Origin of the sequence: uncultured Roseobacter sp., from assembly GCF_947495275.1 — a bacterium.
Taxonomy (GTDB): domain Bacteria; phylum Pseudomonadota; class Alphaproteobacteria; order Rhodobacterales; family Rhodobacteraceae; genus Roseobacter.
Genome location: NZ_CANLYL010000002.1, coordinates 183364 through 204360, shown reverse-complemented (window position 1 = coordinate 204360; position 20997 = coordinate 183364). Strand labels below are relative to the sequence as shown.

The window sequence follows — 20997 nt, the reverse complement described above, 5'->3', positions numbered from 1 at the left end:
ATGCGATCATATTAGTCACGCCACCCGTCGCAGGTGCGATCCTTGATGCGACAGGCAATACGCGGGCACCACTGTGGCTTGCAATGATCCTCTTCGCTGCGGTGGTTCCGCTTGGCATCGCATTTCAGTTTTTCAAGGATGCACCCCTTACAGGTCAGGAGAAGAGAGTGTGACCACGGACGCTCGAAAAACGGTATTCACTAAGGAAATCATCACTGCAGATGAGATGGTGTGGTCTGTGACCGGATCAAGCGCGTTGTTGCAATGGCGGTTTTTGAGAACCCCTTCGCGGGGATGCATCAAGACGACCTGTCGCCCCTATTCGACGTTGGCGCGCAACTTGGCCAATCGCTGACGCAGGAGCTTGTGAACACGTTGGAGCAGCCTCCAGTTTCCTACGGAAAGGCGGCCCTTGTCGGGTCCGCTGGCACGATGGAGCATGGTGCTGCTGTGTTGCACCCCGCGCCTGGCAAACCTGTGCGCGCAACCGTTGGTGGTGGTAAATCCCTGATGCCTTCCAACCACAAAGCCGGAGCTTTGGCCGGGTCCATTGATCTGCCTCTGGGTCATAAAGACGAGGCATGGTCATTCGATCACATCGACACGATGACCCTCTGGGTGCCGGACGCGCCCCGCGCGGACGAAATTTTACTTTGTATTGGACTGTCGGACGGAACACGCGCGCATCCGCGCGTTGGAAAAGGCCCAAGTCCCTCTTGATCAGTTATTCTGTCTTTAAGCTGCCATTGGCAACAAGCGCTGCATCGGTGACCGTGGCGGGCGAAGCTGATGGCGGCGACGGTTCAGCACCCCGCCTGCCCTACCCCTAGCCTCGGATTTTGACGGCCCCTTAGCTACCATCCAGCAACGGTTCGCGATACTGAGGTTGCAGCCTGCTTTCCCGACATTCGCCGTGAGTGCGAAATCAGGCGACGCGCGAACTACGCTATTGGCCCAAAGCGGATTCTCGGCACAGCATCGCGAGGCTGCGGTCACAACCCACGATGCCGTCATTCGCTGCGAGAGCAAGATATGAGGTTGGGCGAACTCACAAGGTGAGGACGAAGCGATCACTTGTTTTTCGAGCACCGGACTGCTCTCAAAAAACCCCGGCCACCTCATACATCACTGGCTCGAAGCGCGTGGAAAGCTGTGCGATCTCGCGGTTCCGCGCCCGCATTTCTTCGCTACGTATCATCGCCTGAAAGTCCTCGCGCTTCGCCCATTGCGAATAGTTGGCTATCCGCGTCTGCGCGTCGTTAACGTGCAACCCAGCGGCGATGAAGCCTTGCTGTTGTGAGATGAAGTCGCGATAGGCGCTCTGCAACTTGTCCATTAGATCCGCGCAAGTGCCTGGGGAGCATTCGAAGGTGGTGATGACTGTCTGGTATGTGGCGGCTGAATCAATCTTGAGCATCGGGTCCTCCTCCCTGACACTATAGCAGTTATCGCACCACCTTGCGCGGCTGCATGTTTACTTGGCGTCGAACCAACGGTTTTTAAGGTATTGGATGGGCGGTGAGGCTCGGTAGGATTGGGTTCGCGGCTCCCGATCCTGGCAACGCGGCGACCGACAATACGCATTGTCGTGTCTAAGGAACTGCTTTCCCAATCCAGACCTTCGACCCAAGTCGAGTATGCCGCGGAGCCAGCTGTTCGCGGCGCACACAAGTCTCAAGGTGCTCGAACTCACTCAATGTGGAAAAGAGCCATCCCATGCCCACCCAACCTGCATGCCTCTCCTGATGCGGATTTTTATGTTAAGGTAGGATGTCTGTTTCACCGCAGGGTCTGTTGGCAAACGGATCAGTGCAGCGCCATACTTTGGGAGGAGTATGTCATGACATCCAAGACAAAAGGGGCCACATCACCGGACAACTTGACGCCGCAGCATGCCCAGCCCAAGCCCAACAAAGTGACTGCGAATGACATCATCGCGTCGCTGAGGGCCGGGTTTTCCGACTTTTTGGCGCGCCCCTTTATGAGCAGCTTCTTCGGCCTCTTCTATGCGGCATTCGGGCTCTTGTTTGTGTGGACCCTGGTCTGGCTCGGCAAGATATGGATGATCATTCCTGCGGTTGTAGCTTTCCCGTTGGTCGCTCCTTTCGCGGCCGCCGGACTTTATGAAATGTCCCGCCGGTTGCAGCAGGGAGAAAGCTTCGGCTGGGCGGAAATCCTGACCGTCGTAGCCGATCAGCGCAACCGCGAAATGGGTTGGATGGCCTTTGTCACTCTGTTCATTTTCTGGGTGTGGATTTACCAGGTCCGGCTTTTGCTGGCGATCATCCTACAGGATGCATCCTTCTCGGATTTCAAGGGGTTTTCGAACGTCATATTCTACACACCAGAGGGTTGGGCCTTTCTTGCTATTGGCACCTGCGCAGGTGCAATTCTGTCTGCTGTCCTGTTCTCGGTGACCGTCATCGCTATGCCCATGCTGCTCGATCGGGAAACCAATTTCGTTTCTGCCATGATAACGTCTGTCCGCGTTGTCATAGAAAACCCGGTGGTTATGCTCACCTGGGCGGCGATCATCTCGGCCACCATCCTCTTGTCGTTGGCTTCGGCGTTTCTGGGCCTGATCTTCGCCCTACCGATCCTTGGCCACACCACGTGGCATCTTTATCGGCGGGCAGTGCCACCGGTGGAGGGGTGATCTGAGGCGCTTCGACTTTAATTTGAGGCTACGGGCTTACTTGAGCTGAACGGACGGCCCATTGCCGACATCCGCCGCACTGTCTTTATGCCGCAGTTGCGCCTGCTTTTCCGGACATTCGCTGCAGACGCAAAACAATTTGATGGTTGAATTCACGCATCGCGGACCGCGCCAACTTTCATTTAGGCATTGAGGTCGCTTAGTATATTTCGGCAGAACTCATGGAATGTTCTGGTATCAGTCGATTTGATCACCCAGCGTCGATCCAGGTCCAGTTTCCTGACAGGTACAACTCTCTCTGCGACCTCGGTTGGTGTCGTCTCATCGACACGACCACTCGCCCAGTCGTGAAAGGCAGAAGAATATCGAACGACCGCGCCGCTATCTGGAAGCTCCATCAACCCGCCTTCGGCGAAAAATGTAAGCCCATCCCCCATCTCTTCCCCGATCAGTTCGAGCCGCTCTCCGAGGCGGTGCTTCAACAACGCGGCGAACACGATTGCGGCTGAGAACGTGAACTTGTCGACAAGCAAACCAACGCGGCGAGCACCGCCACCATTTGTGATGGCATCAAGCAGAGGAAGTGTCTTCAGAAAATCACCGCCTGTATTGCCTCGCAGGTCAATGATGAGAGGGGAGTCTGGCTGAGAGCGCACGCGTCTTGCGGCCCCGAACATTGCATCCGAAAGCGTTCCACGACAGGGATCGAAAAAACTTGGCAAAGAGATCAAAAGCCCGAGCTCATCGAAATCTTTAATCTCAACAAAGCTGTCAGGAGACCAGCTTGCATTGGGTTTGCCATGCTCGTTTCGAGGGTAGTAGATCGATCCAGTAACCACATCTGTCGTTTCAAACTTCAATGCAGTTACATGCCCCGTCGCACTCTGCATTGTGTACTCGACTGCGCTGCTACCTGCATTAAAACCCAATCGCTCCAATGCTTTCGGCCATGCAAAAAGGATTGACCCGATAACGCGCTGCCGTTGGCGTGTCCCAGACAAGAATTGGTCGGCCGCAGTTTCAATCGCCCCAACGGGAGCGCCATTAATGGCAATCAAGGTGTCACCGATCGATTTCGCGAGAGCTGGCTTTACCGCGACTAAGTGCACGGCAGAACCTATGGACAAGAACCTCATAGGCAGCACTGAGATCGCATCATTTGGAATTAGGCGTGTATGCCCATTTCTTGGCAGTGCCATCAAGCGCATCAAAGAAAGCAAGAAATCGTCTTTCGAATCTGCAAGCGCAGCACGCCTCGCATCGCTGATGCAACGATCCATTTCCTCGCGCCCGATCACCCGAAAGCTGGGATCAATCGGCAACACCTGTGTCAGAACTAACTCGAGATCGTGGATCATAGACATGACAAAGACTGCAGCCCGATTTGCTTCAATTTTAATAATGAACTCTCAATAGACCTCGAGTGCTGCGCGGTATCAACACCAACCTGATCAAACTGCTCGACAAAGGCGGCCCGAAGCCGACCTTGAGCACAGTCCTCAAATTCTAGACATGCAACCCGCGTTGCCGACATTCGCTGCGCGCGCGAAATCTTGATGTCGTCGGGGGAAGCCGCACCAAAGGACGGAGCGGCCGGTTGATACGGGCACGCAATGGCCCGCTTTGTAAATCGGCATTGGTGCTGACCCCCGATAGTTATCCAATATTAGAGCTGTTTCAGAATCGATCCAGTCTAAGGTGACCGAAGTCACGAAAAAGGTGAAAACGCAGAGCGCGAGAGTCTGACTAAACCAGGAATGGTTGATCACGGATTCGTTACCGCTTGGCTGAAACTATTCTGGTGCCGCATTCGATACTTGAGTGATCCGGAAAGAACATTTGTTCGGATTGTCCGGGTCGATTGTAAACAAAGGATATTAGTTATGACTGAAGCATTTATTCCACCGCGGCGCATCAATCCCAGTGAAATTACCGTCCTAGAGGAGCGGCGCGCGACGAGCCCGACCGATCCATCCCCGTCCGATTTTGCCTCCCGAGTCGCCATGGCCGATGCGGCGGGACTCTTGGCACAGGTGCGTATGCTTGCGGAACTCGAGCCCGATATGATCGAGAGCGATCCGCAGATGGCTCTACTCGCCAAAATGAAGGCCGAGGACCTGCAATACGTTTCCCAAGAAATCAAAGAAATCGCCCCTGCAATGCGCGAATCCTTCAACGCCTTCGCAGTGAACTGGCCGGAGCTTCCAGCCTATTGGCCGCCAAGTTCCGTTTCGTTGTTCTCTGACCTCTACACGGATGCCCTGCACATCTCAGGGCTGACGATTCCGTGGAGGTCGACCGTGAACACCATTGTAACGCCCGATCGGCGAGGCCTGACATGGATCGAGGACCGTGACTATTCTGCTCATGTGTTCTTCGTAATTGAGGCACGGCTTCCGGGAATGGAAGAACCCTTCGCCCAACTGATCCGGCGGCAAGACGCCGGGGCTGTGAAACTCTATAGCGATGGGCAAGACTATACATTTACACAGGTCGACGGCGAATTCCCGGGCAAGTTGGACCCAATCCTGCATTCCGACCGGCATAAGTCATTTCCAAAAGAGGTCGCGAAAGGCACCTTCCACCGCTTCACGCATATTGCCGGGTACGATCCACTGGCGGTGGCAAAATCCGGAGAAGTTCTGTCAAAGGATGAAATCAAGGCGCAGCGCCAGCAATATGTCAACGATGATGATCGCTCGAAAGGTCTGAAGACACTGGCCCTGTTGGGCAATCACATCCATGAAGATCTGCGCTACTATCTGGTCGATGCCTTTCTTGTCCTTGAACCAATACCGACGGGCTCGACGAAAACACCGTTCGTGAGCCGCGTCGCCATGTCTCAGATCGAGAACAAGGCCAAGGCGCTGGCAGGAAAGTTGGCCGATACAGTGCTCAAGAATCTGCTCGGTCCGGTGGGCGGCGCTGCCTCGGCGCTCGGTAAGGCGTTCATCAATGAATTGACCAAGGAATTGAAGGCAAACGACGCCCCGGTCTCCAGCATTTTGACGATCCCACTCAATCAACGTGGTTTGAATGGCAAGGCAGTCAGTACGAACAAGATCGAGATTCCGATCGAGAATGAGACCCCACATTCAAAGTTCGACACTCCCATCGGCACAACTCCCGAGCTCTGGGCCTACGGGTCCGGTAGAAACGATGTGCTGTTTGAACAGGATGAGTCGAGTGTGATTGCGATTGGTGCCCTCAAGCGTGCTCAGAAGAAGATGGAGACGCATTTCGATATATGTCCGTCCGTGCGGCTGATGATCAGGCGAGGCAAATTGGAGGGATCCACTCCGAAATAGCTGATCGCAGCGGCACGGGTTGTCGCATACATCAGTGATGGAAATTCTCCTGCTATTCTTTCTGGGCCTTGGGCCGCATGTTCAGTTCCGATTGAAGTAGGGGCAACCGCTCTGTCTGCAGAATTGGTTGTTGTACCTTTCAGCAATGCCCGTTTCGGAAACCCAGACGGGCATTGCTTGCAAGATTGGAGGCCACCGCCTGATATGAGTTCCCGCCCTGATCGCTGAGGAGCGAAGTCGAAATCAGAAGGAGGTAGATCGATCTGATAAGAACGGTTGGGACGTAGGTTCGTCTGCCAACTCCGCAATTGACATTGGAGACGATCCGCCACCGAAAACCATTGTGAGACGCGAGCACCACGACCACCTTGATCGGATTTTGTGCATCTGGCGGGCTCGCCCTATTTGTATGTACCGGCTGCTGCTCGCAAGTGATTTTTTCGCATGTTCTTGGAAGTCGCTCATACGTATCCGATGAGGTAGACGCCCCTCCGACGGCATCCATGTGCCAAATTGGTGGTGTGATCACCACGTTGAGGAGGAGACGTCCATGGAAGAGATTAGCATAGTTGGCCTAGATTTGGCCAAGAACATATTCAAGGTTCACGGAGCGACTTCCGATGGGAGGCTGGTTTTCAAAAAGAAGGCTCGGCGATCAAAGCTGCTGTATCTGCTGGCTGGCATTCCGACTTGCAACGTGGCCATGGAGGCGTGTGCCAACTCTCATCATTGGGGACGTGAGATTGGAGCTCTTGGGCATACTGTCAAAATGATCCCCCTATCTACGTGAAAACCTACGTCAAGCGACAAAAAAACGATACAAATGACGCTTAAGCAATTGCTGAAGCTGCGTCTCGCGCCACGATGCGTTTTGCTGCAGTGAAGAGTGCATAGAAACAGGCATCAGGCATTGCACTTCGAACCGTTGACCTGCCCGTGCGGAAAAACCCAAACAATTAATGCGCTACGTGGGCATCTGGCCGAATACGGGCTGGTAGCACCTTCTGGGACAGTCCCCCTCAATCGGTTACAGGCAGCGGTCAGAGACGGGATCGATAAAACCAGGCATAGGCCCTGCGCCTAAGAGCGTGCGTATCCGAGTTGGACCTAAGCCGCACATCTCCATACCGGCCTGCCGCGTGTTGGGTCCTTCTACAACTAAACCATCACCCGGGCTCTCTGCTTAACTCTGAGGCAGTGCAGAATCTTGATTGCCGCAATCCTTCAATCACCGATGAGGACGGCCCCAAAGCGGTCACTCGAGTGGGTGCCAGAATGCTGCGGTTGCAGCTCGCTTTGCCAACGTTCGCTACGCCAGCATCATCCGGAAGCATTGAATCTCACACTTTGCCGACGAAGACGAAATCCACCGCTGTCGTCTAATTGGTATTTTTAAATCGAGACATGCCAAAAGGCATTAGATTTTAATACCGCATTCGCAAACGTGCCTTTCGAGTTTATGTCTTTCGCCGCATCGGTTGCAGTCGCATGTAAGTAAGCGAACGCCAGAGCCACTCCAGTGGGCCAAAACGGAATCTTGCGAGCCAAAGCGGGGCGATGATTATCTGCAAGGTCCAAACTGCAATGACGATTAGCACCTGTTCCCAACGTTGAACATAGCCGAAAAGGCCGATACCGAACCCATAGAAAAGGAATGTGCAGATCAGTGATTGCATGATGTAGTTGGTGAAGGCAGTTCGCCCGACCGCCGCAAGCCGTTTTTGCAGGCCCGGCAACCACTTACCTTGCACCAACCGCATAACGACACCGATATAGGCCAAAGCTATGGCGATGCTGCCGATGTAGTTATAAATTATCCCCATCCCCAGCTGACCGAAGAGGGGATCATAGCCGTGTTCGGTCAGCTTGAGGGTGCTGAGAGTGACCAGCGGCAGACCGACCGCCAACCCCGCGATCGCAAGCTTCATGTAGAACCGCGCAGAGCAACGCCCCGCCAAAACACCGGTTTTGAACAGCCCCATGCCGATCAGCATGAGACCGCCCGCCCGCCAAAAGAGGAAACCTGGGAGAGCGGCAAGGTGCATGTCCAGGGTGGCTGGAATGCGGTACGCGAATGCCTCTGACCAGCTACCCCGGTATGCTGTGAGCTCGGCGGTGATCTCTTCCATCGTGTAGGCGAAGTCTGCCGCGACCTCCTTCAGGACCTCCGGGGGGGCAAGTGTCAGCGACAGGTTGATCAGCAGGGGAATACTGAGCAACACCGTCCCGAGAATAAACAACCTTAGCGCTCGCAGGTTGCGCAGCCAGTAAAGCACAAAAGCCGCAAGCGCATAGGTCACGAGGATATCGCCATACCAGATCAGGTAGGCATGGATCAGGCCAAAGACCAGCAACCAGAAGTTCCTGCTATAGTGATGCGCGAGCGTGGGGAGACATTTGGCCTGCCGCGTCTGCGTCACAAGCACGATCCCTGCGCCGAACAACATCGAAAACAGTGCCATGAACTTCATATCCGCAAAGGCATGGCTGAGCGCCCAAACCCACCAGTTTGTGCCGGTCAGATCGCCATATTGCGACGGATCGAAATAGGCCGCCTCAACCAACGCATAGCTCTGGATGTTCATCAGCAAAATGCCCAAAAGCGCGAAGCCTCGCAGCACGTCGATGCTCTCTATCCGGTCCCGTGCGCGAACCGGTGCTGCAAGTGCCGTCACGATCGCCTCCTGTTTTGCGGCCTGTTCGTGGTGATGTGGCTTGGCCCTTTCCGGGGCTTCGGCTGCAACACTCTAAGACAAACAGGTATCGGGTGCGATGGCGCTCTAAACAAATATGTCGTTCGCTGCGATTTACCACTCGCGTTGGTGGAGCAGTAAGCTGACCTCAGAGGCAACGCATTGGCTGAAGCGGCTGGGACAAAAGTCTTTCACGGTCCAAAGCCGCCTTCGAACATAGTGTGCAAATTCTGCGATCACAGCCCGCACAACGGACATTCACCGCGAGCGCAAAACTAGATTAATCAACCTCTGTAGTTCTACGGAATTCAAAACCGCACCGAGAGGTTGCGCTCAACCTGACTTCACAATGCGCAATGCACCGGAGCACCGGGCCTACCATGTCGTGACCATCGCCACGGTAGCAACGGTCCCAAGCTCATGTCGCTCGCGATCGATCTCGGTAACGATCCGGGATTTTTCACCAGCCCCTACGACGGCACCGCGCACATCGCCGCAGCCCATCTCAACCTTGATGCATTCACCAAAATCCGCGCTAGAGCGTGTTGAATTTCGCTATCCGGTCCAAAGTGTCCGTCGTCAGGGGTTTTGGCACAGATAGCAGCGTGACCTAAGAGAGGGCCTGGCACATCTGGTTGGTTTAATTATGTGGCGGATTTGCGGTGACGCAAGCGCCGCGCCGCCACTTCTATTGGTTTGCTATCCAGCAGTAACGCATCGAAAGCGTAGTTCTGAATTGGCCACACTTATTAAAGTAATCGGTCGCTTTGTTGGCGGCAATTGCGAAACCGAGTCGAAAGCTCCGAGTCTCACATTTCAACGCCCCACAAGCGAGCCGTAGACGGCGGCTGAGCTTAGAGATCTTTGCGAAACACCCAAAGAACGTATCTGCACGGGTTGTATGGATACCTGGTATCACTGCGCACCTTATATGTATAATCTGATTTCTAGATAGTCTGGAAACGAGATTACTGGAAGTGTTCGAGGCATCTTACGGACACTCAATTGACCAAAACACTTCGCACCAACGGACACTTGGCGCTCATTGAAGTGCTCATTTCTGCCCGGGCGTCAAAAAATCTCCCTCAGATAGCCCTGGCTGAGCGGTTGAGGTGTCATCTAATCGTTCGTCGCGCGGATCGAGTCAGGTCAGCGATGTATTGATGTACCGGAATTGGTGATCATAGCGCGGGCGCTTGATGTTCCGACGGAACACTTCTTCGAAGCAGTCATCAAGGCCGTGCCACCTGATGATCGGCTTTAAGGCCCTGATTCCATTTAAATTATCACGCATGTCTCGAATGATTTTCGCTGCTTTTGGTGTGACCAAAGCATGATTTTCGCGTCCAAAAACCTCCTCAACCCCATACTCAAAATAGAGACGGCTTCACCCAGAAAGCATCGTTGTGAAGCCGCTCAATGTACAAGCTATGTGTAGATAATGGACCCAAGTTAGAACGAAATGGGCAAACTATGGGTCACTTCACATCACCACAGATTGCATTATCAAGCGGCTAACTACATTTGTTATCAGCGCAATTACTTAGACCACTTAGTTAATAAATTCATCAAAACAACAACTTGCGTCGAAAACACCTAACCTATCCGTCCAGATACTCGGCATTTGTAGTGTTCACTTACGTTGCAACCACTCCAAAACTGACAACAGTATCAAAGACCTAGGGGACTCAGGAGGAACTTAATGCCACGCTGGTTCTCTCGTCTCGAGTGGTTTTGTTACCTGATGACAGGCCGTTGAAGTGTTAGGGATTCAACCGATCAAAACATGGGCATTGAAACACAGACTTTCAGATGAACAGATTATAGTATTGTTCTAAGATTATCATAGCGATGTGAAAACGAACGAGCGGTGCCGGAAGGACCAGCATTTAAGCCTCGTCAGTGACGGCCGAGCGGGCGTTTTCGTGGTTCTTAGGATTTGCTATGTTCTCTTTCGAGTTTTGAAGCAGGAGGCGGTGGTTGAGAGTTCGACCAGGTTTGCACCCTCCGAATTAGGTGGCAAGCCTCCGCATAGAACGCAGCGTCCGTCGCGTTGCGAAACCGCGATGGCTTCGTCGTGCACTAGCGCCGCGACAGGTGCCGACCGCATTAGGAACCGCCCGTACAGCTCGGCGTGATGGGAACGCAAAGCCGCCAGTTCAGCTTTCAGAACTGCGATTTCTTCCTTGTGTAGTTCTTCACGGTGGGCGAGCGCTTCGGTACGTGCCTGACCGGAACATCGCGCTGCGCGATAACCCAGATCGCGCAACGCGTCTGCAACAACCGTTTCGTATTTCAGCAACGTCGTACGTGAGCATGGCACGCGTTCTGCGATCGCCTTCATCGAGACACGCTTCGGATCGATCCGGTCCCCCAGGTCGCGCGCATGTTCGCGCACGGCATCTTCGATGCGCACTTTCAAGCCCTCGCCCCGAAGCTGGCGAGGCTTGGGCGCCTGGAGTGATTTGGGACCTTGCTCCGGCCGAGTGCTTAGGTTTCGTGCGGTAGGTCGTTTATTCATGAGCGTCCGGCCTTTTTTAGAATAGTGAGCGTGGAGCGGGCAATCCGTTGAAACTTAATATACTGCGGGCTTCCCTCAGCGCCGTCCTCTTCCAAGATTTCGGAGATCGATAAGGCGTTGCGGTGAATTTGCGCGACCTCATCGAGGTGCGCGGCGTCATTCGCGTCGATGATCAAGTGCTCGCAGGGCTCGGATTCATCGTCACGTAGATCGCCGCAGCTGAAGCAACTCAGCGCGTGAGGGCACGGCTCCAACGCCCAGTTCAGACGGCAGATACCGTGCGGCATCGGGTTTTGGAACTTGATGGCGGCCTCAAGATACTCAGTAGCCTCTTCGGCACTTTCCTTAGCGATCTGTGCGTATGCCGCGGGGGCGTGCCCAATGAGGAGGCCATCGGCCATGGCGTCCTTCAGGCGCTCACGTCTCACCACGCTGTTGGTGTGGTCGTAGACTGAGTTTGAAGAGGGGGATGATCGATTGAAAAGGGTCGCGATCTGCGTTTGTGACAGACCGCCATTCTCATAGGCGGTCGCGAGCCAATGGCGGAAGTCGTGATTGGTAAATTTTGCCGGCTCTTCAGTCCTTGGGTCAAGGATTCCCAACCGCGCGCACACAGCGTCCCCGGGCTTTCCCGTACCGCGGTCGCGTGCATAACCGCCCAACCAGTGGTTGAATTGGTTGATCGACACCGCTTTGATCCTCCCTTTGACCATGGCGTGGCCCGACGATAGCTGGTTCTTGAATAAGACGAACAGAGCTTCGTCCAAGCGCAACACTACGTCACCAGTCTCCGGGTGGAGAAGCACTTCCGGCGTGACGCGATATTGCTCTTCCAAAACTGCGTTACGATGAGGTCGGTGAAATTCAGATTGCGAGAGCTGCGCATTCCGAGCCTCATCAACGAGTTCCATCAAGAGCGCGTTTCGAGGGGACTTTTGAAGGTTTAGGCCGGTTAGTCTACCAAAGGCGGCGATTGACGGAAAACGACGGTCGGTGTCGAAAGCGCGCTGGGAGTTCGAATTCTTAGATCCGAGATAAACCTCATTGCGTTTTGACGCTTCAAGTTGCCTGACTAACTTTGTCACGCTGACCCGGGCCATGCTGAGCTTTCGCGAGATAGCTGAAATGTTGCCTTTGTGAATGTCGAGAAGTTCGGTCAGAAGCACCCATTGGGATCGATCACCCTGCGAGAAATATGCACAATGCTGGTCGATCATCCTGTGGTCTGGATCTGTGATCCAATCGCCTAGCCAGCGCCTTACGAAATACTTGAATGCCGTAGGATCGGGATCCCGTACGACAGACATCCAATCTATTGGTACTTCATTTGCCCAGGCTCGCGCCTGTTCACGTGCGGGCTGAGTGATTGCCCGGATGCAACCAATCGCGTCGATCACTATGTCAGCCATTTCCGCCGGAACAGGCCGCGGTGCTGCCTTGCCACTCTTCGAGACGAAGCTGCGCACCAGGAGGACACCTTGGTCGTGAATGAGGCAATCGGCGGGGAGCGTAAGAAGCTCGCACAACCGGAAGCCGGTGGCGACCGAGATTGAGGTCGCGGCGAGATAAAAGCGGTCGCGGTCAGAGAGATTAGACTTATGTCGAGCACCAAGGAGATCGGCAACGACGGCGTCTGGTAGCAGCTTGGCGTCGCGTCTGTCGTCGGTCACCATACGCCCGTGAGCGAAAGGCACACGAAGCGTTGAGGTGTAATCCAGCCGAAGCTCGGTTTGACGGTTGAGCCATGCGCTGACGCGTTGCAAACCGGCATTCATGCGCGCACTGGTTCCTGCAGAGTAATGACTACGGATTTCAAGTTCTGCGGCGTGGAAGTCTTCGGTTTTCAAGGTCTTCAGAGGTCGTGCACCAAGCTGATTACCAAGATAAATGAAGACGCTGAGCGCACCAGTTAGAGTAGAAGGACCGACCCGTTGTTCGACGATTTGCCAAAGCGCGTGCGCGCGGGCGACTGCTCTGAGTTCTGGATGCACGACGCGTCGAAAGTCGAGAGACCAGGTCTTCTTGTCTGACCGCGGATGGAGCGACGCGACGTTCCAGATGTCGGCCTCAGGATTGAGCCACTCTGGTGCCCCGGAAACATAGCGCGGCAACGCGTGGACGATAGCTCCAGATCCAACAGCGCCGCGAACAAGGTCTCGGAGAGCCTCAGCGGTGGCCATCCACAGTCTCTCCGTCGATTAGGGACATGATTTCGCGTACGCTTGCCGCAATGCGGTCAAAGTCCTTGATGGCCTTGGATCGAGAGTTGCTAGCCTCTACCGCACGCCAGCGCACATATTCTGCCTCAACGAAGTCCAGCACCTTCTGGTGATTGGCATCTCGGAACGCGAGGAAATGCTCGCAGGAATAGCAACTGAAGAGTGGGTGCACAGAGCAGGAACCGCCTTTTCCGCAGGCACCAACAGCCGCGGGCGCGTTGGTGTCAGGAACAATAATAGGACGGTTTGGTGCGTCTTTTCTGTCAACAACGCGGCCATTGAACCATGCGTCGCGCATCATTGAGAACCGCCCTCCGAGGCTGCTATCGACCCTTTCAAACGCCGGAAGGAATTCGGCACCCACAGCATCGATGTAGTAGCGTGTGGAGACCGTACTCTCGTGCTCGAGAATGTCGGCGATGAGTTCGAGCGGATAACCTTGCATTGCTAGGTGCGTCGCGCCCGTGTGTCGGATCCTGCGCAGATTGATGTATAGCGGTTTTCCTGTGCGGGGGCTGATGATGCATTGGCCTTTAACCCACGATTGAGACGCCGCTTTGGCGTGGCTGGCGTTGGGCGCGATTACGCGTTTCGCGACGCCGCCGCGAGTTCTTTTATCGTATGACCCAATTGCGAAGGGAAGGAGCACCTCATCAGAAACCGGCGAGCTCACAATCTCAGGTCGCGAGCGGCAGGCATCGATATCGTTGGCCAGATCGACGGGAATAGGTAGCCGGGGCGCTTGAGCTCCAGTTTGCGCCTTGCCTGTTGGGATCCGAAGATCCGTTGTCGTCCCGACTGTGGTCGAGATGCGGCGCAGTCCGCCCGCCTCAATCGAGATCAACTGAGAGGGCCGGCGCAACGTCGTGAGGGTAAGCCGGACCACAAGACGTGCAAAATGCTCATAAGGCGTTTCCGACGCTGGCGGAGATAGATGGACGCGCAATACTTCCAGCTCCGCAGATGTCATGGATCCGTCCCGTGGGTCCCACTCAAGAACCGACCGCCTCCAATTCAGCCGCCTCTTGGCTTTCCAGTCTTTCAAAAGAAGCGACATTGCGTAGGCTGCGTGAGGATTTTGCGGCGCGATGAGATCTGGAAGCAAGCCACGCATATGAGGTCGCAGATCACTGGGCAGCGTATCCCACAGTGCGCGGACGATTTCGCCATCGAGAAGATCGTCGCTTCGGAGCCGGCGGCCATCGACGCGAAGACGCACCATCGCGTCGATTACTCGCCGATACTTTTCGAGCGCGGACGGGGCCATGTGCCGCATTCGATCTTTCAGTACGCTCTCCAGAAGCCTTCGAAGGTCGGGGTCGAGAGCAGTCGGCCAAGTCAAAGTATAGGCTTTCTGAAGATGAACCCCAGACCAACTCTTCTCGCTAACTGACAGGTAAATTGGACGAGTGGGGTTAAACTCGTTCTTGATGAAGCCGGCGCCCTGAGCGTCGATCCAGAAACCTGATGATGTATCGAACTTCATCCAAGGGCCTCCCAAAGATTCGAACCGTTCCAGATAGCGAGGCCTGTGCGGGCGCGCTCTTTGCGTACGCGTCGCACATAGCAGTCGAGGCTTCTTGGATCACGCCAACCGCCCCAATAAACGAGGTCGCTGAGGCGTGTTGTGCGCTGGGTTGGATTCTCGATGGCCGCAACGGCGCCATATGTGCGATTGAAAAAGGCATGGCGCGCAAGGTGCCATGTAAAGGAAACACCAGTGTTTTTTTCGATCGCCTTCGCGAGATTGCGCGCAGTAAAGACAGATAAAGGATCGCCATCATCGTTGACGAGTAGATAAGTATGGGACAAAACAGGGCGCCAGACAACCCGTCCATTTGCACGATGAACGCGCTTCAATCGGTGATCAGCTTGGTAGTCGATCACGAGACGAGGAAAAACGGTGTTCGACAGAATTGGCGCTAGATCACGCCCTGAGGTCTTCGGGCGTGGCGAGTAGACACTCCGAGAATCCGATATTACATCGCGATCTTCTATGCGGACAACTCTGAAAGCTGGATTTACGCGACTAGGGCAGTCTTCCAGCCGGAGTGCCAGAATCTCACCGATGCGCAGACCAAACTCGATAGCTAGTCGCCAAATCAGATACGCGCGGATCCATCGCCGTTCAGGATACTTGCATATTGCAGCGTTTCGCAGAAAGGTCTCGATGGCTGAGATGTCGTCATCGGAGATGTCGGGTGCCTCCGGGTCGGCGGCGTCCTTGATCCGCTGGTTCTTCCAAGCGCGCTTTGAGGTTTCGTGGAGAGCGTCAAGCAACACTCCGCGAGGCAGTTGCGCGTGAGAAGCGTCGTAGTACCTGTCGACGAACCACGTCACCATTCGTCGAGCGCCATCCAGGTGAGCGTTGTAGGTTCTTATGCCAGCGCGGGTAAGCGTGTTCGCCTGTCCCCTGTGGTGCGCCTCGAGCCAATGGCCAAAAGCTTCGATGTCCTGCGGTTCAAGCGAAGCACCGTAGAGAAGCCGTCGCTCGAGATTGATGCCGACGTCGTGTGCCCAGGAGAGAAGAATCTGCGCGGAACTGAGTGCATGGTAGAGCGTGTTGGGAGACGCGTACTTTCGGCTGAGGGACGTCTCGTATAGAGATCCGGCGATTGACGGTTCAAAAGTTCGCGCGTTCAGCAAGATACCGCGTGCTTTGCCATCAACGGTTTGAAAACAGCGGAGCTTAATAGGAAGGTTTGTCTTTCGCAAATTTCAATTTCTTTCAGCACCGATTTTCAGATTCGTTCGACGTAGATTGACAATGACAATCAGCGCCGATTTCGGTCGCTAGCGGCACCAAAACCTAAGATTTGTTAAATCAGGCCTTTTCTGTACACCGAACCGTCCGCTTCGGGCTCTAAGCCGCGCCTTGGTCTCTTCTCTATTTTAGACCTCTTTGTTCTACTCCAAAGTAACGACCAACAATTGCTGGCTAACGCTAACTCCAAGGATCTCAAAAATCAATCCTAAGGTTCTGTTATCATTAGGTTAAAAATTGATTCTACTTTTGACACTATCGAAATGCCCCTGGTAAAATAACTTTCTGATTTCACGTCTATTTTGGCAATGCTTGGCTCTCAATCACTAGTCCGTTAGCGATTCACTAGACATTTTCGATTAGAAAAATCTGCTCAGAACTTTCCACCGCACCTTAGTGCGTTCGGTCGAAACCCGCCTTTTCGGCTAGCCTTTCCAATGGGCGGCGATATTCCGCAATTGGCGCTTAGGCGTTTTCTCCATAGAGCGTTCCATTCAAGAAAACCGTATTTGGCCATACCTGTCTTAAGATACATTCGCGATTGCCCATTGCGATGAACAGTGCAGGATGTAGAATAGATCGCGTGATCGATAGTCGATCAGATGCATGCATAGACAATCGAAAAAATTGCTCTCATGTATCTTGAAGATGACCTGGGCCTCCAGCAGAAACTACTCTCCAACGAAATGTGAGCTAATCTCTCAGGAGTACCCAGCTTTCAATGTCTAGTCCGACAGCTACGCGGTAAAGGTTATCAATGGAAATGTTCTGCTCAGACCGCTCTACCGCACTCAAGTAAGTACGATTCAACCCTGCTTCTTCGGCAAGGCGTTCCTGAGACCAGCCGCGTTCTGCCCTCAACTTTCGCAAGTTTCGGGCGACAATGTCTCTGAGAGGGCTTTTGGGCGTTCTTTTCACACATAAGTCTATTGATGAACGCCTGTTTTAACTCTACCTGTTTTAACATACATTCGCAATTGCGATGTACCGAAGAACTTCATGATAGAAGGTGAGATCGAGATGCTATGGCTAAGGCTACCAATGAAAACGCGAACACTATTGATGACATCCAATCCAAATTTGGACCTGTCTTCGCGCTCAAGTCTACAGTTCTGGCGGCGAGCCCAGAAGCAACGCCATTAGATGCGGCTCAACAGCAACTAAGCTGGGACACGTTGATGGCAGTTGTTCCAGATATTCTGGCGCAATGCTCCGGCATATCCGTCCATCCTGATAACGAAGACTTTCCCCTCCTTTTGAAACTTTGGGATTTCTTCAATGGGCGCGAGATAAGCGTCAGCGTCAACAAACATGGCGGATACAATCTGAGCATCCAATCTGAGGAAATACGTTGGATGGAGACGCAGTTGCCGCTTGATCTGCTCCTGCTAAAATTACTAGCACTCGACTACACCCCCGAAGAATTTCGGGCCCTTGTAGGCTGAACGAACCGAGTAAACACACAATGACAATCTGGTATACGGCTGACACGCATTTTGGCCATGAAAACATCATAGGTTTCTGCGATCGCCCATTTACTTCTGTCGCCCAGATGGACGCGGTGTTGTTGGAAAACATGTGGAAGCTGGTCAAACCAGAAGACCAGTTTTGGATTCTGGGTGATTTTGCCTTCGGTGCCAAAGCGAAAGAAAGCGCTTATGTCGAACAAATTTTCAACCAGTTGCCAGGTGCAGAACATCATTTGATTATTGGCAACCACGACCATAAGCCAACGCTGGAACTGCCTTGGAAGTCAATCTCCCACTTAGCAGAACTACGAGATGGACCCCAGAACCAGCCCAACACATTGTGCCATTATCCAATGATCACCTGGAACCACGCTCGTAAGGGCGGGCTGCAGTTCTTCGGCCACGTTCATGAGAACTGGCGAGGGTCGCGAAATTCGGTGAATGTTGGGGTTGATGTGTGGAACTTCATGCCAGTCACCTTTGACGATATAGCGCGACGGGCAAAGAAGTTGCTGCCAAACAAGCACTGGGTCGATGTTGAACACCGGGCAGAACTCGACACTTAATTGGCGATGAGGACAAATATGAAGGTCTTTTCGATGACCCAATTGAGGTGAAACACGATGGAGATTCTTGAGGCCGCTCAATGCGAACCTGTCACGATCACCTGGCACGGAAAACCGCGCTTCGTCCTGATGCCATACGAACAATTCGAATCAATGCAACTTACGCTCAATCATGCCAACATAAGTGAAAAGACAGACGATCAATGTTGAGGGGCGGCTTCTGGACATTCGCTGCACTGTGCACGCATGTCCGCATTTAGACCTTAGGGGCTCCAGTGCCAGGTAGAGCGGTAGATGGTTTTTCCGTTCCAGTCGGCGCTCGTCCACATGAGTCTTTTCGGATTTCCACCATACTTGGAGGTGTCGTTGAGCATGCTGAATACGGCTGACGAGATCCTTGTAGGGTAGTCGCTTGAAAGGGAATTCATCCTAGCGGCATGGTTTGCTGCGCTTCCAACCCAAACCAAGTCATTGTTGTTGCGGATTCCACTCCGCACTACCAACATGTCAGATGTGTCGATGCCCACCGTGTGTCGAAGTTCGTAGTTGGTTGCGCTGTACTGATTTTTCAGCGCTGGCCGAATGATCCTTTTGACAGCGTAGTTGATTTGAAGCCCGGCTTTTGCTGCAGAAGAGTTCTTGGCATCACCGATGAAGACTCCCATTACACGATCTCCATCGAAAGATCGAACCTCGCCGCCGTTCAGCCTAATGATCCGTGTAGCACAGAGCAGGAAGGCTTTGTAGACTTCCGCAGCAAACTGAGAAGAGAATTCGTCAACTAGACGAGTAGAACCGTCAATGTCAGCGTAAAGAACCGTTGCAGTAAGTCTCCGGCCCACGTTGGATAGCCCAAGATCTTTTGATTCTGGGACCACTTGCCCCTTCGTCTCATTCCAAGCAATTCGAAAAACCTCTCGAACATCGGTAATCAGTTTTGCTTCAAACTCAGACATAAAATCTTCGGCAGCCAACTGGGTTCAAGAGAACGCAGTTGCATCTGCGACTATCTCCTATTCTCCATATGATCTTTCCATAAGCACATTCCCATCACCAAGATTATGGGAAGCGAGGTCCCGATCGAGGTACCAATGTCGGTTGGAGCGCCACTAGGTAGCAGTCCAAACTGTAAGCTGCCGAACCCTTGACTGGCTTCAAGCGATATCGAAGTTTCCAGAAAGGATTTCCCAACAAAACACCAAAGAAGTACTGAGAAACTGCGTCTCCATATGTACGCAGGGTTTTGCAGCAGGACGAAAAGGAAAGTTCCAATAGCAGCGCAGCCCGTTGAAACTGAACGCGCAGCGAGGGTCCAGTCGCCGGACGCAATTGCCAACCACACAATAGAGGCGACTATGATCGCAGTTCCGACCGATACACCAAACCAAAGCAACGACATGTTTTCCTTGACGATCTGACCAGCCGCGAGTTGCTCCCTATGACGCGAAGCCATCTCAACCTGAAGCCTACCTTTGAACTCAACTTGTTCACTCCAAACCGCCCGAAATTTTCCGCCTGATATTCGCCACGCGCAAACTGTTTCGCTGCGAACTTGATTTGTTGCGGAGCGGGCCTTGCCAGGTTCGATAGCTGCCATCTCTCCGATTTGGTTTGGCGCGCCCCTGAATGTACGCTTGCGTCCATCCACAAGGACGTCTGCTTCACCGGCGAGCAGGAAGTACACGTCATCATCGTCAGAGCCTTGCTCAATGATCTTGTCTCCTCGGTGGAAACCAACCAGCTCTCCTGCAGATATGATCTCGGCGACGATCTTTGCGTCTCCGCCGACGGCAGGATTTTGCATTAGAGTTTTTTGAATTCTATCTTCAGCGCCATCTCCCCGAAAGTTAACCAACGGGTCCGCCTTGTTCTTCAAGCCGAATGCGTGCGCTAACCTCTGCGACCAAGACATTTCTCAACCTCTTTCAGGTTCGAAACCTGCAAATGGAAACTACTCTTGTTTCTGAACGCTGCACCGTCAATGTCGTCTGGATTGAAGCCGTAGTGTCTGAGGTAGTACCAGAGCATTGCTTGCCGAACCTTCAGGCTTAAGCGTCCGTCCGTCATGCCATACTCTAGTTCCAACCTGTCACGCTTTTGCTTCGTCAATCCGGTTTCGGGCTTCAACACGATCTCGACATCAACATTCCACTCAATATCCTCCCGGACCTGCTGTTCGGGAGCACTCAAAATCTCGGAAACGTCCAGCCTGGATAGAACAAAGTCTGAGTAGCGGTCCTTTGCAAAATCAAACGCTCGTACATGCCATCTGTGCCCATCGCTGCCGATCGCATGCGGCAAAAGAACCCGTGGTTCGACGTTGTCGGAACTCAATGAAATGTAGCGCGCCTCAACGCGATGGCCCTCGCGGATCGCTGACAAGATGCATTTGAAAGTTCCGGGGTCTATCTCACGATTTCTCGTTGAGACCACATCAAAAGTTGGAAGGCTGCCGACCCAAATCTCCCCTACCGATCGGTAACCTTTTTGCAGCATATCCAGCTGCATCAGGTACTCAGTAACACGTCCGCTGGTTAAGCGAGGGCGAAAGTCTGGGCTCGGCACGTAAGCCTTTTGCCGGGGGTCATAGAGCATATTCCCTGGGAAAAGGTCGAGGTATGCGTTGAGATCGTTAGTCGCTTGCTGCAACGAAATTTGCAGCTGATCTTTCAGTTTCTTCCTACCTACTGAACCTTCCCAATTGAGCTGAAACTCAATGTATTCGAAGCGCCGCCGGACGCTCGGCTTGATCTCGATACCTGTCATCTTCTCCCCCAGGTGTTTTTTGAATTTTGTAGCAT

General features: G+C 53.5%; 18 protein-coding genes. 7 read left to right on the top strand and 11 right to left on the bottom strand.

The window, feature by feature from the left end:
• Positions 1-264 precede the first annotated feature (264 nt).
• Complete coding sequence (locus tag Q0802_RS04255; RefSeq protein WP_298914061.1) at positions 265-720, top strand: amino acid synthesis family protein; 456 nt, start codon at positions 265-267, stop codon at positions 718-720.
• Between the two features lie 379 nt (positions 721-1099).
• On the opposite strand, the gene Q0802_RS04250 is transcribed toward Q0802_RS04255, so the two are convergent.
• Entirely contained in the window at positions 1100-1417 is a 318-nt protein-coding gene (locus Q0802_RS04250) for an antibiotic biosynthesis monooxygenase (RefSeq protein ID WP_298914059.1), read from the bottom strand.
• A 423-nt stretch (positions 1418-1840) separates the two neighbouring features.
• Between Q0802_RS04250 and Q0802_RS04245 the strand changes: the two genes are divergently transcribed.
• Positions 1841-2656: a DUF2189 domain-containing protein gene (locus Q0802_RS04245; protein WP_298914056.1), complete on the top strand. Its 816-nt coding sequence runs from the start codon at positions 1841-1843 to the stop codon at positions 2654-2656.
• Positions 2657-2838: 182 nt separating this feature from the next.
• On the opposite strand, the gene Q0802_RS04240 is transcribed toward Q0802_RS04245, so the two are convergent.
• Positions 2839-4014, bottom strand: a complete 1176-nt coding sequence (locus tag Q0802_RS04240) for a peptidase S41 (RefSeq protein WP_298914053.1) — start codon at positions 4012-4014, stop codon at positions 2839-2841.
• Positions 4015-4539: 525 nt separating this feature from the next.
• Here Q0802_RS04240 and Q0802_RS04235 point away from each other — a divergent pair.
• Positions 4540-5964 carry a hypothetical protein gene (locus tag Q0802_RS04235; protein WP_298914049.1) on the top strand — a complete coding sequence of 475 codons (1425 nt, stop codon included), beginning with the start codon at positions 4540-4542 and terminating at the stop codon, positions 5962-5964.
• Between the two features lie 1457 nt (positions 5965-7421).
• On the opposite strand, the gene Q0802_RS04230 is transcribed toward Q0802_RS04235, so the two are convergent.
• On the bottom strand, positions 7422-8639 hold the full coding sequence (locus Q0802_RS04230; protein WP_298914047.1) for a DUF418 domain-containing protein: 1218 nt from the start codon (positions 8637-8639) through the stop codon (positions 7422-7424).
• A 1156-nt stretch (positions 8640-9795) separates the two neighbouring features.
• Between Q0802_RS04230 and Q0802_RS04225 the strand changes: the two genes are divergently transcribed.
• On the top strand, positions 9796-9921 hold the full coding sequence (locus Q0802_RS04225; protein WP_366523304.1) for a hypothetical protein: 126 nt from the start codon (positions 9796-9798) through the stop codon (positions 9919-9921).
• 678 nt (positions 9922-10599) lie between these two features.
• Here Q0802_RS04225 and Q0802_RS04220 read toward each other — a convergent pair.
• The 5 genes from Q0802_RS04220 to Q0802_RS04200 all read right to left on the bottom strand — a co-directional run bounded on the left by Q0802_RS04220 (position 10600) and on the right by Q0802_RS04200 (position 17079).
• Positions 10600-11079, bottom strand: coding sequence for a hypothetical protein (locus tag Q0802_RS04220; RefSeq protein WP_298914045.1), 480 nt, complete (start codon positions 11077-11079; stop codon positions 10600-10602).
• 95 nt (positions 11080-11174) lie between these two features.
• On the bottom strand, positions 11175-13358 hold the full coding sequence (locus Q0802_RS04215; protein WP_298914042.1) for a hypothetical protein: 2184 nt from the start codon (positions 13356-13358) through the stop codon (positions 11175-11177).
• Positions 13345-14883, bottom strand: coding sequence for a hypothetical protein (locus Q0802_RS04210; protein WP_298914039.1), 1539 nt, complete (start codon positions 14881-14883; stop codon positions 13345-13347). The genes Q0802_RS04215 and Q0802_RS04210 overlap by 14 nt, the downstream gene beginning before the upstream one ends.
• Positions 14880-16112, bottom strand: a complete 1233-nt coding sequence (locus Q0802_RS04205) for a site-specific integrase (RefSeq protein WP_298914036.1) — start codon at positions 16110-16112, stop codon at positions 14880-14882. Before Q0802_RS04205 ends, Q0802_RS04210 begins: the two co-directional genes overlap by 4 nt.
• Positions 16113-16854: 742 nt before the next feature.
• The gene (locus Q0802_RS04200) at positions 16855-17079 is read right to left on the bottom strand and encodes a helix-turn-helix transcriptional regulator (protein WP_298914033.1); all 225 of its coding nucleotides are present in this window, start codon (positions 17077-17079) and stop codon (positions 16855-16857) included.
• 107 nt (positions 17080-17186) lie between these two features.
• Between Q0802_RS04200 and Q0802_RS04195 the strand changes: the two genes are divergently transcribed.
• Genes Q0802_RS04195 through Q0802_RS24725 form a run of 3 tightly spaced genes read left to right on the top strand, consistent with a single transcriptional unit; the run spans position 17187 to position 18406 of the window.
• The gene (locus tag Q0802_RS04195) at positions 17187-17606 is read left to right on the top strand and encodes a hypothetical protein (protein WP_298914031.1); all 420 of its coding nucleotides are present in this window, start codon (positions 17187-17189) and stop codon (positions 17604-17606) included.
• Positions 17607-17626: 20 nt separating this feature from the next.
• Positions 17627-18196: a metallophosphoesterase gene (locus Q0802_RS04190; RefSeq protein ID WP_298914029.1), complete on the top strand. Its 570-nt coding sequence runs from the start codon at positions 17627-17629 to the stop codon at positions 18194-18196.
• Positions 18197-18253: 57 nt separating this feature from the next.
• A complete protein-coding gene (locus Q0802_RS24725; RefSeq protein WP_366523298.1) occupies positions 18254-18406 on the top strand; it encodes a type II toxin-antitoxin system Phd/YefM family antitoxin in 153 nt (50 codons plus the stop codon).
• Between the two features lie 53 nt (positions 18407-18459).
• On the opposite strand, the gene Q0802_RS04185 is transcribed toward Q0802_RS24725, so the two are convergent.
• Genes Q0802_RS04185 through Q0802_RS04175 form a run of 3 tightly spaced genes read right to left on the bottom strand, consistent with a single transcriptional unit; the run spans position 18460 to position 20962 of the window.
• Positions 18460-19152: an adenylate/guanylate cyclase domain-containing protein gene (locus Q0802_RS04185; RefSeq protein ID WP_298914027.1), complete on the bottom strand. Its 693-nt coding sequence runs from the start codon at positions 19150-19152 to the stop codon at positions 18460-18462.
• 50 nt (positions 19153-19202) lie between these two features.
• A complete protein-coding gene (locus Q0802_RS04180) occupies positions 19203-20108 on the bottom strand; it encodes a cyclic nucleotide-binding domain-containing protein (protein ID WP_298914025.1) in 906 nt (301 codons plus the stop codon).
• Positions 20087-20962, bottom strand: a complete 876-nt coding sequence (locus Q0802_RS04175) for a WYL domain-containing protein (RefSeq protein WP_298914024.1) — start codon at positions 20960-20962, stop codon at positions 20087-20089. Before Q0802_RS04175 ends, Q0802_RS04180 begins: the two co-directional genes overlap by 22 nt.
• Positions 20963-20997 lie beyond the last annotated feature (35 nt).